The following is a 15,747-nucleotide window of genomic DNA, read 5'->3' on the forward strand; positions in this document are numbered from 1 at the left end:
ATTTCCCAATGTTAATTTTTTTTTAAATTACGATATTCACAATACGGTGAGGGACTACAATGATTTTTTTAGGGGTTTTACCCTCCAAAATCTGTTGCATTTTCTCGTTCGAAATCACCAAATCTTCTACTTCCTTGGCAGATAATTGAGCTGAAAGCGAAATTTTGAACTTCATTTTACCATTTACACTTACCGGATACTCAATTTCGTCTTCAACCAGATAATCTTCATTCAATGCCGGGAATTGTTCAAATTCTATCGATGTACCGTGTCCTAATAAACTCCACAATTCTTCACAGATGTGAGGGGCATACGGAGAAATGATAACGGCAAGCGGTTCTAAAATATTGCGCTTGTTGCATTTTATTTTCTGAAGCTCGTTTACAGCAATCATAAAGGATGATACTGAGGTATTGAAAGAGAAGTTTTCAATATCGTATACTACCTTCTTTATTAAGGTATGTAAAACTTTGTATTCTGCTTTTGTAGGTTCTTCATCTGAAACTTCAAATACGTCTCCGTTGAAATACAGATTCCAGAATTTTTTAAGGAAACCATATACTCCGCTTAGCCCTTGTGTATTCCAAGGCTTGGATTGTTCTAAAGGTCCTAAGAACATTTCATATAATCTTAAGCCGTCTGCTCCGTACTCTCCACAGATGTCATCAGGATTTACTACATTATATTTTGACTTGGACATTTTTTCTACTTCACGGTCTGTGATGTATTTTCCGTCTTCAAGAATAAATTCTGCCTCTGCATAATCCGGTCTCCATAATTTGAAGGCTTCTGTATCCAATTCATCAGAGGTTCCTTTTAATAAGGATACGTCTACGTGAATCTGCTGAGTTTGGTAATCTTTAGCCAAATTTTTAGATACATATTGATTCGTTCCGTCAATTCTGTATACAAACGCACTCATCCCTAAGATCATCCCCTGGTTGATCAATTTCTGGAATGGCTCATCATGACTGATATATCCTCTGTCTTTTAAGAACATGTTCCAGAAACGGGAATATAATAAGTGACCGGTAGCGTGTTCGCTTCCTCCTATATATAGGTCTACTTGTCCCCAATAATCTGCTAACTCTTTTTTAACAAAAGTTTCTTCATCGTTAGGATCCATATATCTAAGGAAATACCATGAGCTTCCTGCCCAACCTGGCATCGTAGATAATTCTAACGGGAAAATTGTTTTATCATCAACCAGTTCTGTAGCGACTACCTTCTGGTTAGCTTCATCCCATGCAAATTCTTTTGCATTTCCTAATGGCGGATCTCCGTCTTCTGTAGGTAAATATTTTTCAACTTCAGGAAGTTCCAATGGTAAAGCAGAAGTCGGCAACGTGTAAGGCATTCCATCCTTATAATATATAGGAACTGGTTCTCCCCAATAACGCTGTCTTGAGAAAATAGCATCACGCTGTCTGTAGTTTGTTGTTCCATGACCGATTCCTTTCGTTTCGATCTCGGAAATCATTTTTGCTTTCGCTTCATTATAATGTAATCCGTTTAAGAAATCAGAGTTGACACAAACGGAATCTTTGGAATCAAAAGATTTCTCCTGAACATCTTCTTCCGTTTCTACCACTTTCTTGATTTCAAGATTAAATTTCTTAGCAAATCTGTGGTCACGCTCATCGTGTGCCGGAACTGCCATCACTGCTCCTGTTCCATATCCCATCAACACATAATCTGAAATATAGATTGGCATTTTTTCATTGCTGAATGGGTTGATCGCATAACTTCCGGTGAAAGCTCCGCTCACGTTTTTCACGTCAGACATTCTGTCTCTCTCCGTTTTTTTGGAAGTTTCTTCAATATAAGTATCTACTTCTACTTTTTGAGCATCCGTAGTAATGGTTTCCACTAAAGGATTTTCCGGAGCCAATACCATAAAAGTTGCTCCAAAGATGGTGTCAGGTCTTGTGGTAAATACCTCAACGGTTTCATTATGACCTTCTACATTGAACTGCACCTGAGCTCCCTGAGATTTTCCGATCCAGTATTCCTGAGAATCTTTCAACGGCTGCGGCCAGTCTAATGTATTTAATCCCTGTAATAATCTTTCAGAGTACGCAGAAATTCTCATGCTCCACTGCATCATTTTCTTCTGGAATACCGGAAATCCTCCTCTTTCAGATTTTCCATCTTTCACCTCATCGTTCGCCAATACCGTTCCTAATGCAGGACACCAGTTTACTGTCGTTTCTGCTCTGTAAGCAAGACGATAGTTTAAAAGGATATCTTCTTTATCAATTTCAGAAGCATTCTTCCACTCTTCTGAAGTGAAATTTAATTCGTCATTCTGATTGGCATTTAATCCTTCTGTTCCTTTTTCTTCAAAATGGTGAATCAAAGAATCAATAGATTCTGCCTTATCAGTATTTTTATTATACCACGAATGATACAGCTGGATAAAAATCCATTGTGTCCATTTATAATATGAAGCGTCTGAAGTTCTTACTTCTCTGCTCCAGTCGAATGAGAAACCTATTTTTTTCAGCTGCTCTTCATATCTGTTGATATTCTGTTCTGTAGTGATAGCCGGATGCTGTCCTGTCTGGATCGCATATTGCTCAGCTGGAAGTCCAAAGCTGTCATATCCTACCGGGTGGAGTACATTAAACCCCTGATGTCTTTTGTATCTCGCATAGATATCCGATGCAATATATCCAAGCGGATGACCTACGTGAAGTCCTGCTCCTGATGGGTACGGAAACATATCGAGTACATAAAACTTAGGTTTGTCTGTGTTATTAGAGGTCTTATAGGTTTGATTTTCCTCCCAGTATTTCTGCCACTTTTTTTCTATCTGCTGATGATCGTAAAACACTTTATATATATGTTATATGTTAGACTGAATTATTTTTCTTTTTGACAAGATTCACAAAAATAATGATTTTAAAGTAAATAGAAATTGAATTTATAATGAATTGCAATTCTACCCTCAACAAAAAAATCCCATCCGGAGATGAGATCTGTTTTATATCCTGAAGTATATACTATTATTGAGTAACTCTTTTGAAGGTATATGTTCTTGTCTGGAATATAGTAGGATCCTGAGTCTCCTCTCTTACCGCAAGATTGAGCGTTGTAGCATCCAAAGTAATAACCTTTGCATTTTGCGGTTCCACGATTCCCTGAATTTTCATCTGAACGTCTTTCCCTTCCTTATTATAAGTATAATTGAATTTTATATCTGAAAGAATAGCACACTGACCAGGTGTAGCAGTATCTCCCCAGTTGGTTTTTCCTCCTTTAGAGTCAACGCTGAACCACCATCTTGTCTGCTTCTGACAATCTGTATAAGTAATCGTGTTAGAAACCGGGTCTTCACCAACTTCTACAGTGGTAACTACTTCTTTTAACGGTTGCCATGTCCCAACAAGAGGAGCTTCCAGAACAGTATCATTGTCACTACTACAGCCTGTAGCTGCAGCAAACAAAGATAAACCTGCAAATAGTAATGCTAATTTCTTCATAGATCAATTTTTTCAAGCGCTAAAATTATAATTTTTTTGATTTATATTACTATTTTTTATGAAAAATTATTTCATCGACGATTATTTATATATATTTAAAAATAGGGACACCCTATTTTCCCTTTATTTAACAAATAATGAATACATGAGCATCGTTCATTCTATTAAAAAAGTTATTTTTGCAGGAAACAAAATACAAATGCAGGATATTACGAGAAACAATTTTGATTTTATACGTGTTCTCCTTGCCTTTATTGTCTTTCTGGGACATCTTGGCACACTCAGCGCTTCCCCTGATCTCAAGATTTTTGAGCACAGCCCTATAGAAATTGCTGTTTTCGGTTTTTTTGCAGTGAGTGGATTTCTTATTGCAAGGAGCTATGAGAGGTCTTCAAGCCTGAAAAGCTATTTAAAAAAGAGAATCAAAAGAATTGTTCCTGCCTACTTATTGGTTATTTTTTTATGCGCGATTTTATTAAGCTTGGTAAGCACTTATTCTTTCACTGAATATTTTAGCAATACACAAGTTTACAAATACATTTTTTGGAATTCATTATTTTTAAATTTTAAAGCCCCCTGGCTTCCGGGAGTTTTTGGGAATCAAGCAGTGAATGGAGCCCTATGGACACTGAAAATAGAAATGTGCTACTATTTTGCGGTTCCTCTGTTGTTTTTGCTTTTCGGAAAAAATAATAAATACAGAAATATAAGTTTGATTATTTTATATTTCTTATCACTTATTTATCTAAATTATTTTGAATCTTTAAATAAAATTTCACTTGCCAAACAGCTTCCAGGAACATTATCCTATTTTATCCCTGGAATGTTAATTTACTTTAATTTTGATAAATTCATTCAACATAAAAATCTCATTTTCATCATTGCATTTGTTACTGTGTGGATTGACTTATTCTTAAAAGTTCAGCTTTTTTCTCCAATGATGATCGGGGTTATTGTAATGTACATTGCCTATTCATTCAAATTCTTAAATAATTTCGGAAAATATGGCGATTTCACCTACGGGATCTACATTTTCCACTTCCCTATTATCAGAACTTTCCAGACTTTAGGGTTATTTGAAGATTATAATCCATTTGTAATGGCTTTGGTATGTATGTTGGTGGTTATTGCGGTAGGTGTAAGCTCCTGGCATCTTTATGAAAAAAGATTTTTATAATTTTGTAGTATAGAAAAACATAAATGAAAGATCTAATCTCCATTATTACTCCCAGTTATAATTCTGCAGAATTTATCGAGGAAACCATACATTCTGTTCTTAACCAAACCTATGAAAACTGGGAATGGCTGATTACTGATGATCTTTCTAAAGATAACACTGTTGAGATCATCAAAAAATATAATGATCCCAGAATAAAATTGCAGGTACTGGAGAAAAATGGAGGAGCAGGAAATGCCCGAAATAAAAGCCTTGAAAGAGCTGATGGAAGATATATTGCGTTTCTCGACTCGGATGATTTGTGGTATCCCGAATACCTGGAAAGCATGATTACATTTCTTCAGCAAAATAATGCAGAACTGGCATATTGCAACTACTCAAGATGTGATGAATATACAATGGAACCGATTTTAAAAGATTTCGAAGCCGACAAAATTGTTACTTTTTCGAATTTACTTAAAACCTGCAGACTGGCACCGGTTTCCACCATTTATGATACTAAAAGAGTCGGAAAATTTTTCTTTCCGGTAAAAAGCAAGCGTGAAGATCATGTCATGTGGCTGAATTTGTTGAAAGTAATTCCTAAAGGTTACCCGGTAAAAAAAACGATGGCTAAATACAGAATGCGCGAAAACAGCGTTTCAAGGAATAAAAAAAACATCATCAAAGATCAGTATCTTGTCTATAAAGATTTCATGGGATTCTCCACAGTAAAATCGTTGTATTATACGGCTAACTGGGCATTAAACGGATTCCTGAAATATTCGAAAATTTTCAATTAATGGAGTATTCAAAAGAGTTCAAAGCCGCTCTGAGTGCTTTTTCCGGAACGGAGAAGGACAAACTTATTTTCAGACTCCTGAGAAAGGATAAATTATTATCTAAAAAGCTCTACTTCGAACTGATTGATCCGGAAACTACGGATGATAAAAGAAACGCGATGGAAGAGCATGTGGAGGAACAGCTTCTTCTGGCTTCAAAATATGTGGGAAATGCTAAATATTTCCTTTCTACTGTTCGAAAAATAAGTGCAGAGATTACAGAACATGTAAAAATAACGACTGATAAATTTGGAGAGATTTCCCTAAATCTTCTTCTTGTCAACAAGGTACTGGAAAACAATAGTGACCTCAGCAGACAAAGGTTTGACAATGTTTATAAACTTTACATTTACATCATCAATAAAGTTTTCAAGTCATTGATTCTTGTAAAAAAGCTGGATGAAGATTATTGGATGGAAATTGATGAGTATCTTCATGATACTCAAAAGAAAATATCAGAAAACCATTATCTTCAAAAACTGTGTACCAATAACGGTCTTGACCTCAACTGGCTGGAATGCGACAGGATTCCTGAAAACATTGATCAGATCATGAAAGACATTAAAAGCCAGGGATTCTTAAGATAAAATTTTCTGAAGAATCATTCTGGTAGAATCTGGTTTCTCATCCACGAATTTTCCGGCGTTTTGAGACATCTCTTCAAGTTCTTCTCTGTTATCCTCATTCGTAAGAAATAAAACGAATTCTGATGCTGTATATTCGTCAGAGAAAGACTTTCCGCCATTGGCCGAGATCAGGCCATCCGCTTCCGGATTCTTTTTGTAATGATTTCCAAAGATCACAGGAACACCAAAGGTAGCTGCTTCCAGAATATTATGAAGTCCCGCATCATGAAATCCTCCTCCTACAACAGCTACATCTGCATAAGAATATAATTTTGATAATAAACCAATGCTGTCTATGATCAGAATTGAAGTATTGAAAGTTGAAGGCTGCATGTTTTGTATTTCGCTGTACAGTAAAGCATCCGGGAATATATTTTTTAAATGTTCTACTCTTTTCAGATCGTGAGGCGCTATAATGAGTTTTACTGTATTATTTTTGCGGAAAACTACTTCTGCTATTTTCTCTTCTGCCTGCCACGAACTCCCAAAGACTATTACTTTATTTTCACCAATAAAGTCTGCAATAAAATCTACATGATTATTTCTTTCACGCAGCTGTTTTACTCTGTCAAATCTTGTATCTCCCGTTACGGAAGACTTCGTTAATCCAACGCTTTTCGCCAAAGCCAATGAAAACTGAGTCTGGTGGAAAAACCAATCTACATTTCTCTGAAGCTGCTTCACAAACCATTTTCCATAGGAAGTAAAGAAAGACTGTCTTTCATAGAACAGGGCAGAAATGACATAAATCTTTGTCCCTTTGTTTTTCAATTCTGAAAAAAGATTGTACCAGTAATCATACTTAACCGTAAAAAATAGTTCAGTATTAAATTGGTCTATAAATTCTTTTACAGCACTTTTTTTATCGAAAGGCAAATAACAAATAACGTCTGCAATATGTTTCTTCTTTACCACATTTTCATATCCTGATGGAGAAAAGAAAGTCACCAGTATTTTGTGCTGAGGAAAATTCTCTTTAAGTTTCTCCAGAACAGGTAATCCCTGCTCATACTCACCCAGGCTTGCTGCGTGCATCCAGATTACTTGATCTGTTTTTGAAAATACAGACTTTACTTTATTCAAAGATTGGCTTCTTCCTTCAACGCCTTTTTTAGTTTTATCATTAATCAGCGCAAAAGCCTTCATTCCGAAGGTAAGTAGACTGATAAATATATTGTACAGAAATGCCATTTTAATTATTCTTTAATTTCAATTCTGTCATTATCCGTGGGAGGATTTGATATGATTAAAAACTCAATTTCTTCATCTGATTCATTGGAGATAAGATGCTTCATTCCCCGCTCAATGGATATAGATTCTCCTTGTTGAACCAAGAATTTTTCTTTATTAATGTAGAATACTGCTTCTCCTTTCAAAATATAAAAAAACTGTTCTGCCACTTTATGAAAGTGCAGTTTCTCTGAAGTTCCTGCAGGCATTTTCTCCTGCTTTACGGATAAGCTTTGGGTATTTTTAAGAATCCAGCTGTCACATTGGTTTCCCCAGATATAATGTTCTGAATTATCTTTAGAATGTATCATTTGAATAGATGAGCAATAAAAAGCAATGCAGGAGTAAATAAAACGACAGATAAAAAGATGGCAGCAAATGTAATTCTCGGTTTAGCCTGATCATCTACGGCATATCTGAACATATAGTCCTGAATATTCATAAAAATAACTGCCAGTAGCAAAAAAAGAATTCTCAAGCCAATTTTAATAATTAAAAACTGAGCATTCATATTCTGATCCGTAATTTCTACCGGGAAGTTAGTGTATTCAGGATGTCTCATGCCATAAACGAACAGAGCATATAATCCCAGAGCCAGTGCAGGCATCAGAAAGGCATACATTCTTCCGCCAAATCCATCCGCTTTCCCTTCCATATCAAAATGTACAGGAATCCTCTCTGGCAATGTATTATAGTTTTTCAGGGTAAACCACCACAGAAAAACAACCAATCCAAAATTAAAAATATCAAAAACTGTAAAAAGAATATTTTCCATTTCAGACGAGATTGAATTAAGATTAGATTACACTTTTCAGCACTCTCAGTTTATGAGTATGCTTATTCATTTCTTTATTGAAAATCCCTGTGGAATCCAGCGTGTCTATCCTTACTTTTCCGGAAGCATGGATGATCTTTTGATTTTCCAGCATAATTCCTACATGAATAATTTTCCCTTCTGCATTTTCAAAGAATGCAAGATCTCCAGGCTGCGTTTCTTCTATAAAAGTAAGTGCTTCACCTACCTCAGCCTGTTGTGATGCATCTCTGGGTATTTTTATATTGTGAATTTTGTAAACCAATTGGGTAAATCCGGAGCAGTCCACCGCAAAAAAGCTTTTCCCTCCCCACAGATAAGGTACATTTAGGAACTCTTTTGCTGTCAGGGCAATACTTTCACGCACATCATGACTTCTTCTTGAAGCAACCACCGGAAACTCCACTTCGGAGCCCATAGAAAGTAAAGTTTTGCCATCGTTCATGAGTACAGAAGAAAAATCTTCAGTAACGACAGTCACTTTTCTTTTGGCCAGCTCTTCGTCTGTTATAGGTTTCAGCTGCTTGGTGTCCATCCATCCTTCATAGCCATCATAATGCATTTTTATTTTGGTCCAGTTTTTATCTACCTCCAAAATATCTGCGCTTTCCCCAAATAATATTTCCGTAACAATTTCAGCTCTGTCAGAATTTTCTGCACGAACCGGCGCTACTGTAACAATACAAACTCCTTTATTCATTAATTTTCAATTTAAAGATTGAATAATTTAAAGATTAAAAATACAATGTGTATCTCTTTAAATGTTTAATCCTTGAATATTTCAGTTACTTTCTGCGAAGAAAGTTGACTCCATCACGCAAAGGTAAAATAAGATTTTCAAAATCTTCGTCTTTTGCTGCCAAATCATTTAATTCCTGGATAGACTGGGTAGATTTCAGCTTCGGATTTTCTTCCAACACTTTACCATACCACAAGACATTATCAAAAAGAATCACCGTTCCTGATTTTGTATGCGGTTTAATCAGTCTGAAATATTCAGCATAGTTTTCTTTATCAGCATCTACAAAAATAAGATCAAAAAACTCATCTGTTTCTTTTAAATATTCCTTGGCATCCTGAAGTTTAAAATCAATCTGACCGGCATATTCACTAGACTCAAAATATTTTTTAGGAAGATAGGCAAGATCTTCATTCACATCCAATGTTGTAATTTTTCCGTCTTTTGCCAGTCCTGATGCAAGGCATAAGGTAGCATACCCTGTGAATGTTCCTATTTCAAGAATACTTTTCGGCTGCATCATCTGGGAAATAATCGTCAAAAGTCTTCCCTGCTGATATCCGGAAATCATATGAGGCTGTGTCGTTTTCTGATAGGTCTCTCTTCTGAGCTTTTTCAGAATTTCGGATTCCGAAGAAGCGTGTGCCTCCAAATATCTGTCCATTTCAGGATTCTTTTCTTCAAAAAAACTCATACCATTTTAATTTAAAAACAAATTTAAGGATTTTAAAGCTAGTTTTTAAGTTCAACAGGAAGATACAAAAAAAGAGAGAAATTAATCTCTCTCTTTTTCTTAGCCAGATCTAAATTGTATGTAAAAAGTCATTATACGGCTATACAATATTGTCTTATACCAGCACAAACCCATCCCGGACAACACTTTGTTTGTGGGCTGGTACAAAATATCTGTGGATTACACCCTTTAATAGCACCTTGTACAGTTTTCATTTCTCCTCTTGAAAGTTTTTTTGAATTTTTCATAATAATTTTAGTTTAGTATTAATTTCCTACTCTTTAGATTTTCGGACACCTCTTTTATTATTTCCTTTAACGGAGATTTAAATATACATATTCTTTTATTAATCAACTAATTATAGACATACAAATTACCTATTAAATGTATAAAAATCTACATATCAGTGAAAACCCCATATAAAATACCGTGAAAACACGGATGTTATTTTTGTGGTATTAGTTATAAGTTTGCAATAAGAATAAGGGGTAAAAACACTAAGAGAAAACAAGATGATTGCAGGAGAGACACAAACTAACCATGAGAATCACAAAAAAGTTGTACTGAAAAGTAGAACTGATTCTTCTGCAGCAAAAAGTAAGACAGAAATATCCACTTCATTTTTGCAACGAATTATTTCACTCCTGAAAAAGGAAGAATTAATTTGATTAAAAAATAAATCCCGGCCACCTTCGGGATTTATTTTTGCTTTATAGTCAGATATTCCTTCTCTGGTTAGTTCATATTAAAAACCTCATCCATTTCCTTCATCATTTTTCTCAACGCATTCAACAAAACTTCACTAAGTTCATTATCTAGTTCATTCTCAGAACTCATATTTTAAGCCATAATACAGCAACTTGAATATCTATAAATAGCCATTATTCTTCAAAATCCTGATTCATATCTCAGTTCACAAGTCAAAATCCTCATAAAAAAACAGGAAAAACACTCTTATACAAGTGCTTACATGCCTCTACCTTTGATATACGTTTTCCAACCATGAAACATTCAAATAAAGGAGGAACCCGAAAATCCTAAAAAAGAGTAGGGATATTTTAAAAACAACCACATGAAAACAAAGACTTTATTATTAATCGGAGCAATAGTGGGACTTGTTATGATATTTTCCCAGCTAAAACCTCAGGAAATGTCTTTTTATAAAGAAAAAGGCAATTACATTGTAGACCATAATTACATTCTGAAAGATGTTAAAAAAATTTCGGATGAAGACATGAAAAGTTTATTAAGCCTTCAGAAACTTCATCAGAACAGTTTGGGCACCAATTTCATTATCTATAAAATCAACAGACAGTATGTAATCCGCGGATGCTTAATGAAAGCTAATATCGACTGGAAAAAGTATGGAGATCTAAGAGAAAAAGTTGAAGGAATTCTAAAAAAATATGGAGCTAAAGAATTGGGAACAGATTATTATGCCATTCAAAACAACCAGGTTGCAACCAACGCAGCATTGCTAAGCCAGAAAGACATTTCCTCTTTAAGCAGATTAAGCGTTAGAGGAGCAGAAGAATACACGATCTGCCCACCAACGATGGGTAGAAGAAATCTTACCAATGTGATTATAAAATCTTACAAAGTTAATACAGCCATTGATCCAAGAATCAATGTAAAGCTGAACAGCGTATTAATGAATTACAAATAACCTCAAAAGGCTGTTTTTAGTCCGAAGACAGCCTTATCTTATTTTTTTTTACCATGAAAAAAAAGCTTCAGTTATCCGGAATTTTCATTATTCTGCTGGTGGTTTTTACCATTGGTATGAAAGGAACATTTGATGGTTACTATGGTTTTTATTATGAAAACAAAGACTATAAAAAACCGCTGGTTTATACCGTTTCAGAAAATATTGCCCAGTTAAAGCCTGTCAATATATTTACTTCTTATACAGGTTTTGATACAGGATATGGTTTCTACGCACCCAATGTTGCCAGTGACTTTGTCATGAGCTTTGAATTAAAGGACCAGAATGGAAAAGTTCTGGAACAAAAAAATCTTCCCTATTTTAAGAACAAAGAAAGCAGAGTGAGATACACCACTGTTTTTAACATGTTTCTTGATAAAATTTCTGACAAGAACAAGTATGATAAAAAGTATTATCAGTATCTGGATATCATTATCAGACAGATCGCAGCCCACGTGATGAAAGAAAATCCGCTGGCATCCAGTATAACGACAAGGCTTTATCTGTACAACTACCCTACTATTGCAGATTTCAAAAAGGGAAAAACGAATGAAAACCTTATTCTTATTGATGAATTCAAATACTAAAGTGATGAAAAACCTGAATGCATTCTATACCAAAATTGAAAATTTCTTTTTCAAACAAGATAATCAAACGGAATTCTTAAGTTTCTTCCGGATTGCCATAGGTATCGTTATCCTATTACAGTTTACTGCAGTACTACCTGATTTTGAGAAGTTATTTTCAAGCAGCAGTATTATTCCTCAGGATATTATGAGTGTTTTTACACCAGACTGGCTGATTACCTTCTCAAAAATAGTAAGTTTTTTTCAGACCTTCGGAATTGAAGAAAGTACAACAATAGCAATAACCAAAGTATCATTTATAATCTTGTGTATTTTAATCATCACCGGATTATATTCAAGAATTTCTGCATTATTGTTGCTTATACTACAGATAGCCTTGCTCAAGGGAAGTTCTTTTTTTGCCTATGGTGCAGATTTTTTCACAAGCATGTCTTTATTTTATCTGATCCTTTTTCCTGCGGATCGGTATTTTTCTCTACGAAATTTTATTTTCGGCAGAAAGCCAGGAAACATTAACTTCACTCCGGTCAAAAGATTATTTCAGATTCATATTTCTATTGCTTATTTCTTTTCCGGACTGGATAAAGCTTTAGGGTTCAACTGGTGGAATGGTGAATCTATCTGGAAAGCCATTCATCTGCCTTACTCCAACAGAGACCTGAATATTGATTTCAGCTGGCTGATAGAACATTCTTATATTCTGAGCTTGATTGGATGGAGTACCATTCTTATTGAGATGTGTTATCCTATTTTTATCTGGTACAAACCCACACAAAAAATATGGCTTTTTCTCACAATTTCCATGCATATAGGAATTGCGCTTGTACTCAATTTATATTATTTTTCAGCCATTATGATCGTATGGAATATCACCAATTTTTATTTTGAACAACCTGCTAAAAAAACAGTATCGTCTTCAAAGAAAAAAATATCGGCAGATTATATTCCCAAACAGGTTGGCTCATAAAAAAATCCCGAATTGCTTCGGGATTTTTTTTGATATGGGGTTTAGTCATTATTTCTTAGGAGCGATATCCATCAGTTTCATAAACTCATCAAGTTTAGGCATAATGATGATTTCCGTTCTTCTATTTTCTCCTCTACCTGAAACGCTCATGTTAGTCGCTTTCGGGTTATATTCAGAACGTCCACCAGCTGTAATTCTTGCCGGATCAACACCAAACTGAGTCTGAAGAACTTTAGCAACTGAAGTACCTCTTAATGCAGAAAGATCCCAGTTGTCTCTAGGAAGATTTGGAGAGTTTAACGGAGCATTATCGGTGTTACCTTCAATTAATACTGAGTATTTGTCGTAATCGTTGATTACTTTTGCTACTTTACCTAACACTTCCTGAGCTGCAGGCAAGATGTTGTAATCTCCTGTTTTGTATAACATTTTATCAGAAAGTGAGATCATTACAACTCCTTTCAATACTTTTACCTGTACATCTTCATCTGATACATTATCCAATGATCTCTTCAGGTTATTAGACAATGCCAGATTCAAACTGTCATTTTTAGCATTACTGGAGATTAATTGCTTGATATAAGAATTGGAAGCATTGATTTCTCCTACCAGTTTATCAATGTTAGCAGAGCTTTTTCCTGTATTGGACAGACATGCATCAAGTGATGATTTTAATGCATCGTGCTGGCTTTTCAACAAGTTGTTTTCACCCGCCAATGCAGAGTTCTGAGATTTCAAATCCTGAATTTCTCTCTGTCTTTCTCCAATATTTTCAATACACTGCTTATAGTTTGTGCTCAAAGCATCATACTGCTTTTTGCTGACACAAGATGTCATCCCCAGCGCCATTGCAGAAACTGCTAAAACTTTTAAAATCTTCATAAATAATCATTTTTAGACTACTCAAAGTTAGGAAAATTCAATTGAATTATATCGGTTATCTTTGCATAAAAGAAATTCTCAACATCTATGTTGAATAAATTAACCTTTATCAATCAATTAAAAAGTCTCGTTCACGAAGCGGAAAATCACACCTATCTTCTGGCTGTGAGCGGAGGTGCAGATTCTATGGTTCTGGCCTCTTTGTTCAGGGATTTAGGTCTTGAAATTCAAGGTTCAACATTCCGGTTTCAGGTAGCTCATATCAATTATAAACTTCGTAGTAATGATTCGGATCTGGATCAGAAAACAGTGCAGGATTTTTGTGAGAAAAATCATATAAAATTTCATTTGTATGAAGTTTCGGAAAAAGATAGAAAACCTGAAAATTCAATACAGCTTTGGGCAAGAGAGCTTCGATATGCTTTTTTTAAAGAAATTCAGGAAAAAGAAGATCTGGAATTTCTCGTTACCGCCCATCACCTTAATGATCAGTTGGAAACTTTCATCATTAATCTATCCAAAGCTGCCGGCATCAATGGATTGAGCGGAATTCCATCGAATGATAACAATATCCTTCGTCCCCTTTTAAATGTTTCAAAAAAAGACATTTACCAGTTTGCAGAGCAGAATACTATTGAATTTCGGGAAGATCTTTCTAATAAAAAAAGTGATTATCTGAGGAATAAGATCAGGAATGAGATTGTTCCGATGCTGATGGAAACCAACGATCATTTTCTGGAAAACTTCAGAAAAAGTTCTTTGTACCTTAATCAGACTAAGGATTTTGTTCAGAAACAGATTCAGGAGAGAGAAAATAATCTTACAATATTTAACCAAAACTATAAAATCTTATCAAAGGAAAAGCTGGATCAGGAAAGTGATTTCGTGAAATTTGAAATCTTAAAAAAATACGGATTCAATCAGGAAGAAGAAATCCCGAAAATTTTTAAAGCAGAAAACAACAGTTCTTTCTTTTCAAAAGAATATCAGTTGATTGTCAACCGTGATGAACTTATTTTTATTGATAAAAGGAAAGAAAAGGGAACTCCTGAAGAAATAGTACTGATCAAAAATTTTGATTTTTCCGAAAACCAGATCAGCATCAACCTCGTAGATGATATTGAAAACATTGTTGAGATCAATAAAGGATTTGAATGGAACTTCGATGCTGAAAAGCTTCAATTCCCTCTCTTTTTGAGAAAACAACAGGATGGAGATGAATTTTATCCTACAGGGTTTTCAGGAAAAAAAAAGGTTTCTAAATTTTTTAGGGACGAAAAATTATCTGCTTTGATCAAGGAAAAGACCTGGTTATTGTGTGACTCCGGAAACCATATTTTAGGTGTCATCCCTCTCAGACAGGATCGCAGGTATCAGGCAGACAGAACTACTCAAAAAAAGATAACTGTAACGTGGACAGAAAAACAACTAATTCGTTAGCTGTTGATGATTTTAAGAAAGACAGCAATATAGCTTTTGGAATTTTATACCAACAGTATTTTGGTTATACTCAGAAATTTATTCTGAACAATAAAGGTAATCTGGAAGATGCAGAAGATATTTTCCAGGATGCATTACTCATTCTTTACGAAAAACTCAATGCCGATGACTTCAAAGTTCAAACCTGTCTGGGAAATTATATTATCGGAATTGTAAAAAATCTATGGTTTAAAAAACTAAAAAACAGAAACTTTTATGTAGAGTCTCCTGAAAACTATTTCATGGAACATCAGGAGGAAATAAGTACTGCTATTGAAAATGAAAGGTATTACTGGGAAAAATTGGTTGGTTATATCAAATCAATCTCTTCACATTGTCAGAATCTTATCCATGACATTTTTATTGAAAATAAAAGTATAGAGGAAATTCAGGATAAATACCAGTATTCCAGCAAACATAATGCTCAGAACCAAAAATATAAATGTGTAGAACAGATCAAGAAGATTAAAAACAATAGTATTTTTTCTGCCTGAAAATCAAA

The 15,747-nt window shown here is 34.8% G+C and carries 17 protein-coding genes; 8 read left to right on the forward strand and 9 right to left on the reverse strand.

Features of this window, described 5'->3' with window-relative positions:
* Positions 1 to 22: 22 nt before the first annotated feature.
* Together leuS and BUE84_RS20760 are read right to left on the reverse strand one after the other, a co-directional pair.
* Positions 23 to 2,836, reverse strand: coding sequence for a leucine--tRNA ligase (gene leuS / locus BUE84_RS20755; protein ID WP_079243327.1), 2,814 nt, complete (start codon positions 2,834 to 2,836; stop codon positions 23 to 25).
* Between the two features lie 172 nt (positions 2,837 to 3,008).
* Positions 3,009 to 3,485: a lipocalin family protein gene (locus BUE84_RS20760; RefSeq protein WP_047373532.1), complete on the reverse strand. Its 477-nt coding sequence runs from the start codon at positions 3,483 to 3,485 to the stop codon at positions 3,009 to 3,011.
* A gap of 145 nt (positions 3,486 to 3,630) precedes the next feature.
* Here BUE84_RS20760 and BUE84_RS20765 point away from each other — a divergent pair, with 145 nt between their 5' ends.
* From BUE84_RS20765 to BUE84_RS20775, 3 genes are read left to right on the forward strand one after another with little or no spacing between them, the layout of a single operon-like run.
* A complete protein-coding gene (locus BUE84_RS20765) occupies positions 3,631 to 4,662 on the forward strand; it encodes an acyltransferase family protein (RefSeq protein ID WP_158521390.1) in 1,032 nt (343 codons plus the stop codon).
* Positions 4,663 to 4,685: 23 nt separating this feature from the next.
* Entirely contained in the window at positions 4,686 to 5,444 is a 759-nt protein-coding gene (locus BUE84_RS20770; protein ID WP_079243329.1) for a glycosyltransferase family 2 protein, read from the forward strand.
* The gene (locus tag BUE84_RS20775) at positions 5,444 to 6,070 is read left to right on the forward strand and encodes a deoxyuridine 5'-triphosphate nucleotidohydrolase (protein ID WP_079243330.1); all 627 of its coding nucleotides are present in this window, start codon (positions 5,444 to 5,446) and stop codon (positions 6,068 to 6,070) included. The genes BUE84_RS20770 and BUE84_RS20775 overlap by 1 nt, the downstream gene beginning before the upstream one ends.
* Here the strand turns inward: BUE84_RS20775 and BUE84_RS20780 are convergent.
* The 6 genes from BUE84_RS20780 to BUE84_RS25075 all read right to left on the reverse strand — a co-directional run bounded on the left by BUE84_RS20780 (position 6,062) and on the right by BUE84_RS25075 (position 9,873).
* Positions 6,062 to 7,300, reverse strand: coding sequence for a 3-deoxy-D-manno-octulosonic acid transferase (locus tag BUE84_RS20780; RefSeq protein ID WP_079243331.1), 1,239 nt, complete (start codon positions 7,298 to 7,300; stop codon positions 6,062 to 6,064). The genes BUE84_RS20775 and BUE84_RS20780 overlap by 9 nt on opposite strands.
* A gap of 5 nt (positions 7,301 to 7,305) precedes the next feature.
* Positions 7,306 to 7,650: a cupin domain-containing protein gene (locus BUE84_RS20785; RefSeq protein ID WP_079243332.1), complete on the reverse strand. Its 345-nt coding sequence runs from the start codon at positions 7,648 to 7,650 to the stop codon at positions 7,306 to 7,308.
* Positions 7,647 to 8,114 carry a DUF1648 domain-containing protein gene (locus BUE84_RS20790; RefSeq protein ID WP_079243333.1) on the reverse strand — a complete coding sequence of 156 codons (468 nt, stop codon included), beginning with the start codon at positions 8,112 to 8,114 and terminating at the stop codon, positions 7,647 to 7,649. The genes BUE84_RS20785 and BUE84_RS20790 overlap by 4 nt, the downstream gene beginning before the upstream one ends.
* 22 nt (positions 8,115 to 8,136) lie before the next feature.
* Positions 8,137 to 8,853 (reverse strand): C40 family peptidase, encoded by a 717-nt coding sequence (locus tag BUE84_RS20795; RefSeq protein ID WP_034693014.1) that lies wholly within the window; start codon positions 8,851 to 8,853, stop codon positions 8,137 to 8,139.
* Between the two features lie 85 nt (positions 8,854 to 8,938).
* Positions 8,939 to 9,586 carry an O-methyltransferase gene (locus tag BUE84_RS20800; protein ID WP_079243334.1) on the reverse strand — a complete coding sequence of 216 codons (648 nt, stop codon included), beginning with the start codon at positions 9,584 to 9,586 and terminating at the stop codon, positions 8,939 to 8,941.
* 131 nt (positions 9,587 to 9,717) lie between these two features.
* Positions 9,718 to 9,873, reverse strand: a complete 156-nt coding sequence (locus tag BUE84_RS25075) for a CCPGW family putative bacteriocin (protein WP_409993781.1) — start codon at positions 9,871 to 9,873, stop codon at positions 9,718 to 9,720.
* 824 nt (positions 9,874 to 10,697) lie between these two features.
* Between BUE84_RS25075 and BUE84_RS20805 the strand changes: the two genes are divergently transcribed.
* The 3 genes from BUE84_RS20805 to BUE84_RS20815 are packed head-to-tail and all read left to right on the forward strand — an operon-like array spanning position 10,698 to position 12,884.
* Complete coding sequence (locus tag BUE84_RS20805; protein WP_079243335.1) at positions 10,698 to 11,291, forward strand: hypothetical protein; 594 nt, start codon at positions 10,698 to 10,700, stop codon at positions 11,289 to 11,291.
* Positions 11,292 to 11,344: 53 nt separating this feature from the next.
* Positions 11,345 to 11,917 (forward strand): hypothetical protein, encoded by a 573-nt coding sequence (locus BUE84_RS20810; RefSeq protein WP_079243336.1) that lies wholly within the window; start codon positions 11,345 to 11,347, stop codon positions 11,915 to 11,917.
* Positions 11,880 to 12,884 (forward strand): HTTM domain-containing protein, encoded by a 1,005-nt coding sequence (locus BUE84_RS20815; protein ID WP_238594301.1) that lies wholly within the window; start codon positions 11,880 to 11,882, stop codon positions 12,882 to 12,884. Before BUE84_RS20810 ends, BUE84_RS20815 begins: the two co-directional genes overlap by 38 nt.
* A gap of 48 nt (positions 12,885 to 12,932) precedes the next feature.
* Here BUE84_RS20815 and BUE84_RS20820 read toward each other — a convergent pair whose 3' ends face one another.
* Positions 12,933 to 13,766, reverse strand: a complete 834-nt coding sequence (locus BUE84_RS20820) for an OmpA family protein (RefSeq protein WP_079243337.1) — start codon at positions 13,764 to 13,766, stop codon at positions 12,933 to 12,935.
* An 87-nt stretch (positions 13,767 to 13,853) separates the two neighbouring features.
* Between BUE84_RS20820 and tilS the strand changes: the two genes are divergently transcribed.
* A complete protein-coding gene (gene tilS / locus BUE84_RS20825) occupies positions 13,854 to 15,206 on the forward strand; it encodes a tRNA lysidine(34) synthetase TilS (protein WP_079243338.1) in 1,353 nt (450 codons plus the stop codon).
* On the forward strand, positions 15,179 to 15,739 hold the full coding sequence (locus tag BUE84_RS20830; protein WP_079243339.1) for an RNA polymerase sigma factor: 561 nt from the start codon (positions 15,179 to 15,181) through the stop codon (positions 15,737 to 15,739). The genes tilS and BUE84_RS20830 overlap by 28 nt, the downstream gene beginning before the upstream one ends.
* Positions 15,740 to 15,747: the final 8 nt, after the last annotated feature.

This window comes from Chryseobacterium indologenes, from assembly GCF_002025665.1.
GTDB lineage: Bacteria > Bacteroidota > Bacteroidia > Flavobacteriales > Weeksellaceae > Chryseobacterium > Chryseobacterium metallicongregator.

What these genes read in the sequence shown, in the direction of transcription:
- BUE84_RS20795 (WP_034693014.1), bottom strand. Translation starts at nt 8,853, where the DNA reads ATGAATAAAGGAGTTTGTATTGTTACAGTAGCGCCGGTTCGTGCAGAA.
- BUE84_RS20775 (WP_079243330.1), top strand. Translation starts at nt 5,444, where the DNA reads ATGGAGTATTCAAAAGAGTTCAAAGCCGCTCTGAGTGCTTTTTCCGGA.
- BUE84_RS20790 (WP_079243333.1), bottom strand. Translation starts at nt 8,114, where the DNA reads ATGGAAAATATTCTTTTTACAGTTTTTGATATTTTTAATTTTGGATTG.
- BUE84_RS20780 (WP_079243331.1), bottom strand. Translation starts at nt 7,300, where the DNA reads ATGGCATTTCTGTACAATATATTTATCAGTCTACTTACCTTCGGAATG.
- BUE84_RS20810 (WP_079243336.1), top strand. Translation starts at nt 11,345, where the DNA reads ATGAAAAAAAAGCTTCAGTTATCCGGAATTTTCATTATTCTGCTGGTG.
- BUE84_RS20820 (WP_079243337.1), bottom strand. Translation starts at nt 13,766, where the DNA reads ATGAAGATTTTAAAAGTTTTAGCAGTTTCTGCAATGGCGCTGGGGATG.
- BUE84_RS20770 (WP_079243329.1), top strand. Translation starts at nt 4,686, where the DNA reads ATGAAAGATCTAATCTCCATTATTACTCCCAGTTATAATTCTGCAGAA.
- tilS (WP_079243338.1), top strand. Translation starts at nt 13,854, where the DNA reads ATGTTGAATAAATTAACCTTTATCAATCAATTAAAAAGTCTCGTTCAC.
- BUE84_RS20785 (WP_079243332.1), bottom strand. Translation starts at nt 7,650, where the DNA reads ATGATACATTCTAAAGATAATTCAGAACATTATATCTGGGGAAACCAA.
- BUE84_RS20800 (WP_079243334.1), bottom strand. Translation starts at nt 9,586, where the DNA reads ATGAGTTTTTTTGAAGAAAAGAATCCTGAAATGGACAGATATTTGGAG.
- BUE84_RS25075 (WP_409993781.1), bottom strand. Translation starts at nt 9,873, where the DNA reads ATGAAAAATTCAAAAAAACTTTCAAGAGGAGAAATGAAAACTGTACAA.
- BUE84_RS20805 (WP_079243335.1), top strand. Translation starts at nt 10,698, where the DNA reads ATGAAAACAAAGACTTTATTATTAATCGGAGCAATAGTGGGACTTGTT.
- BUE84_RS20815 (WP_238594301.1), top strand. Translation starts at nt 11,880, where the DNA reads ATGAAAACCTTATTCTTATTGATGAATTCAAATACTAAAGTGATGAAA.
- BUE84_RS20760 (WP_047373532.1), bottom strand. Translation starts at nt 3,485, where the DNA reads ATGAAGAAATTAGCATTACTATTTGCAGGTTTATCTTTGTTTGCTGCA.
- BUE84_RS20765 (WP_158521390.1), top strand. Translation starts at nt 3,631, where the DNA reads ATGAGCATCGTTCATTCTATTAAAAAAGTTATTTTTGCAGGAAACAAA.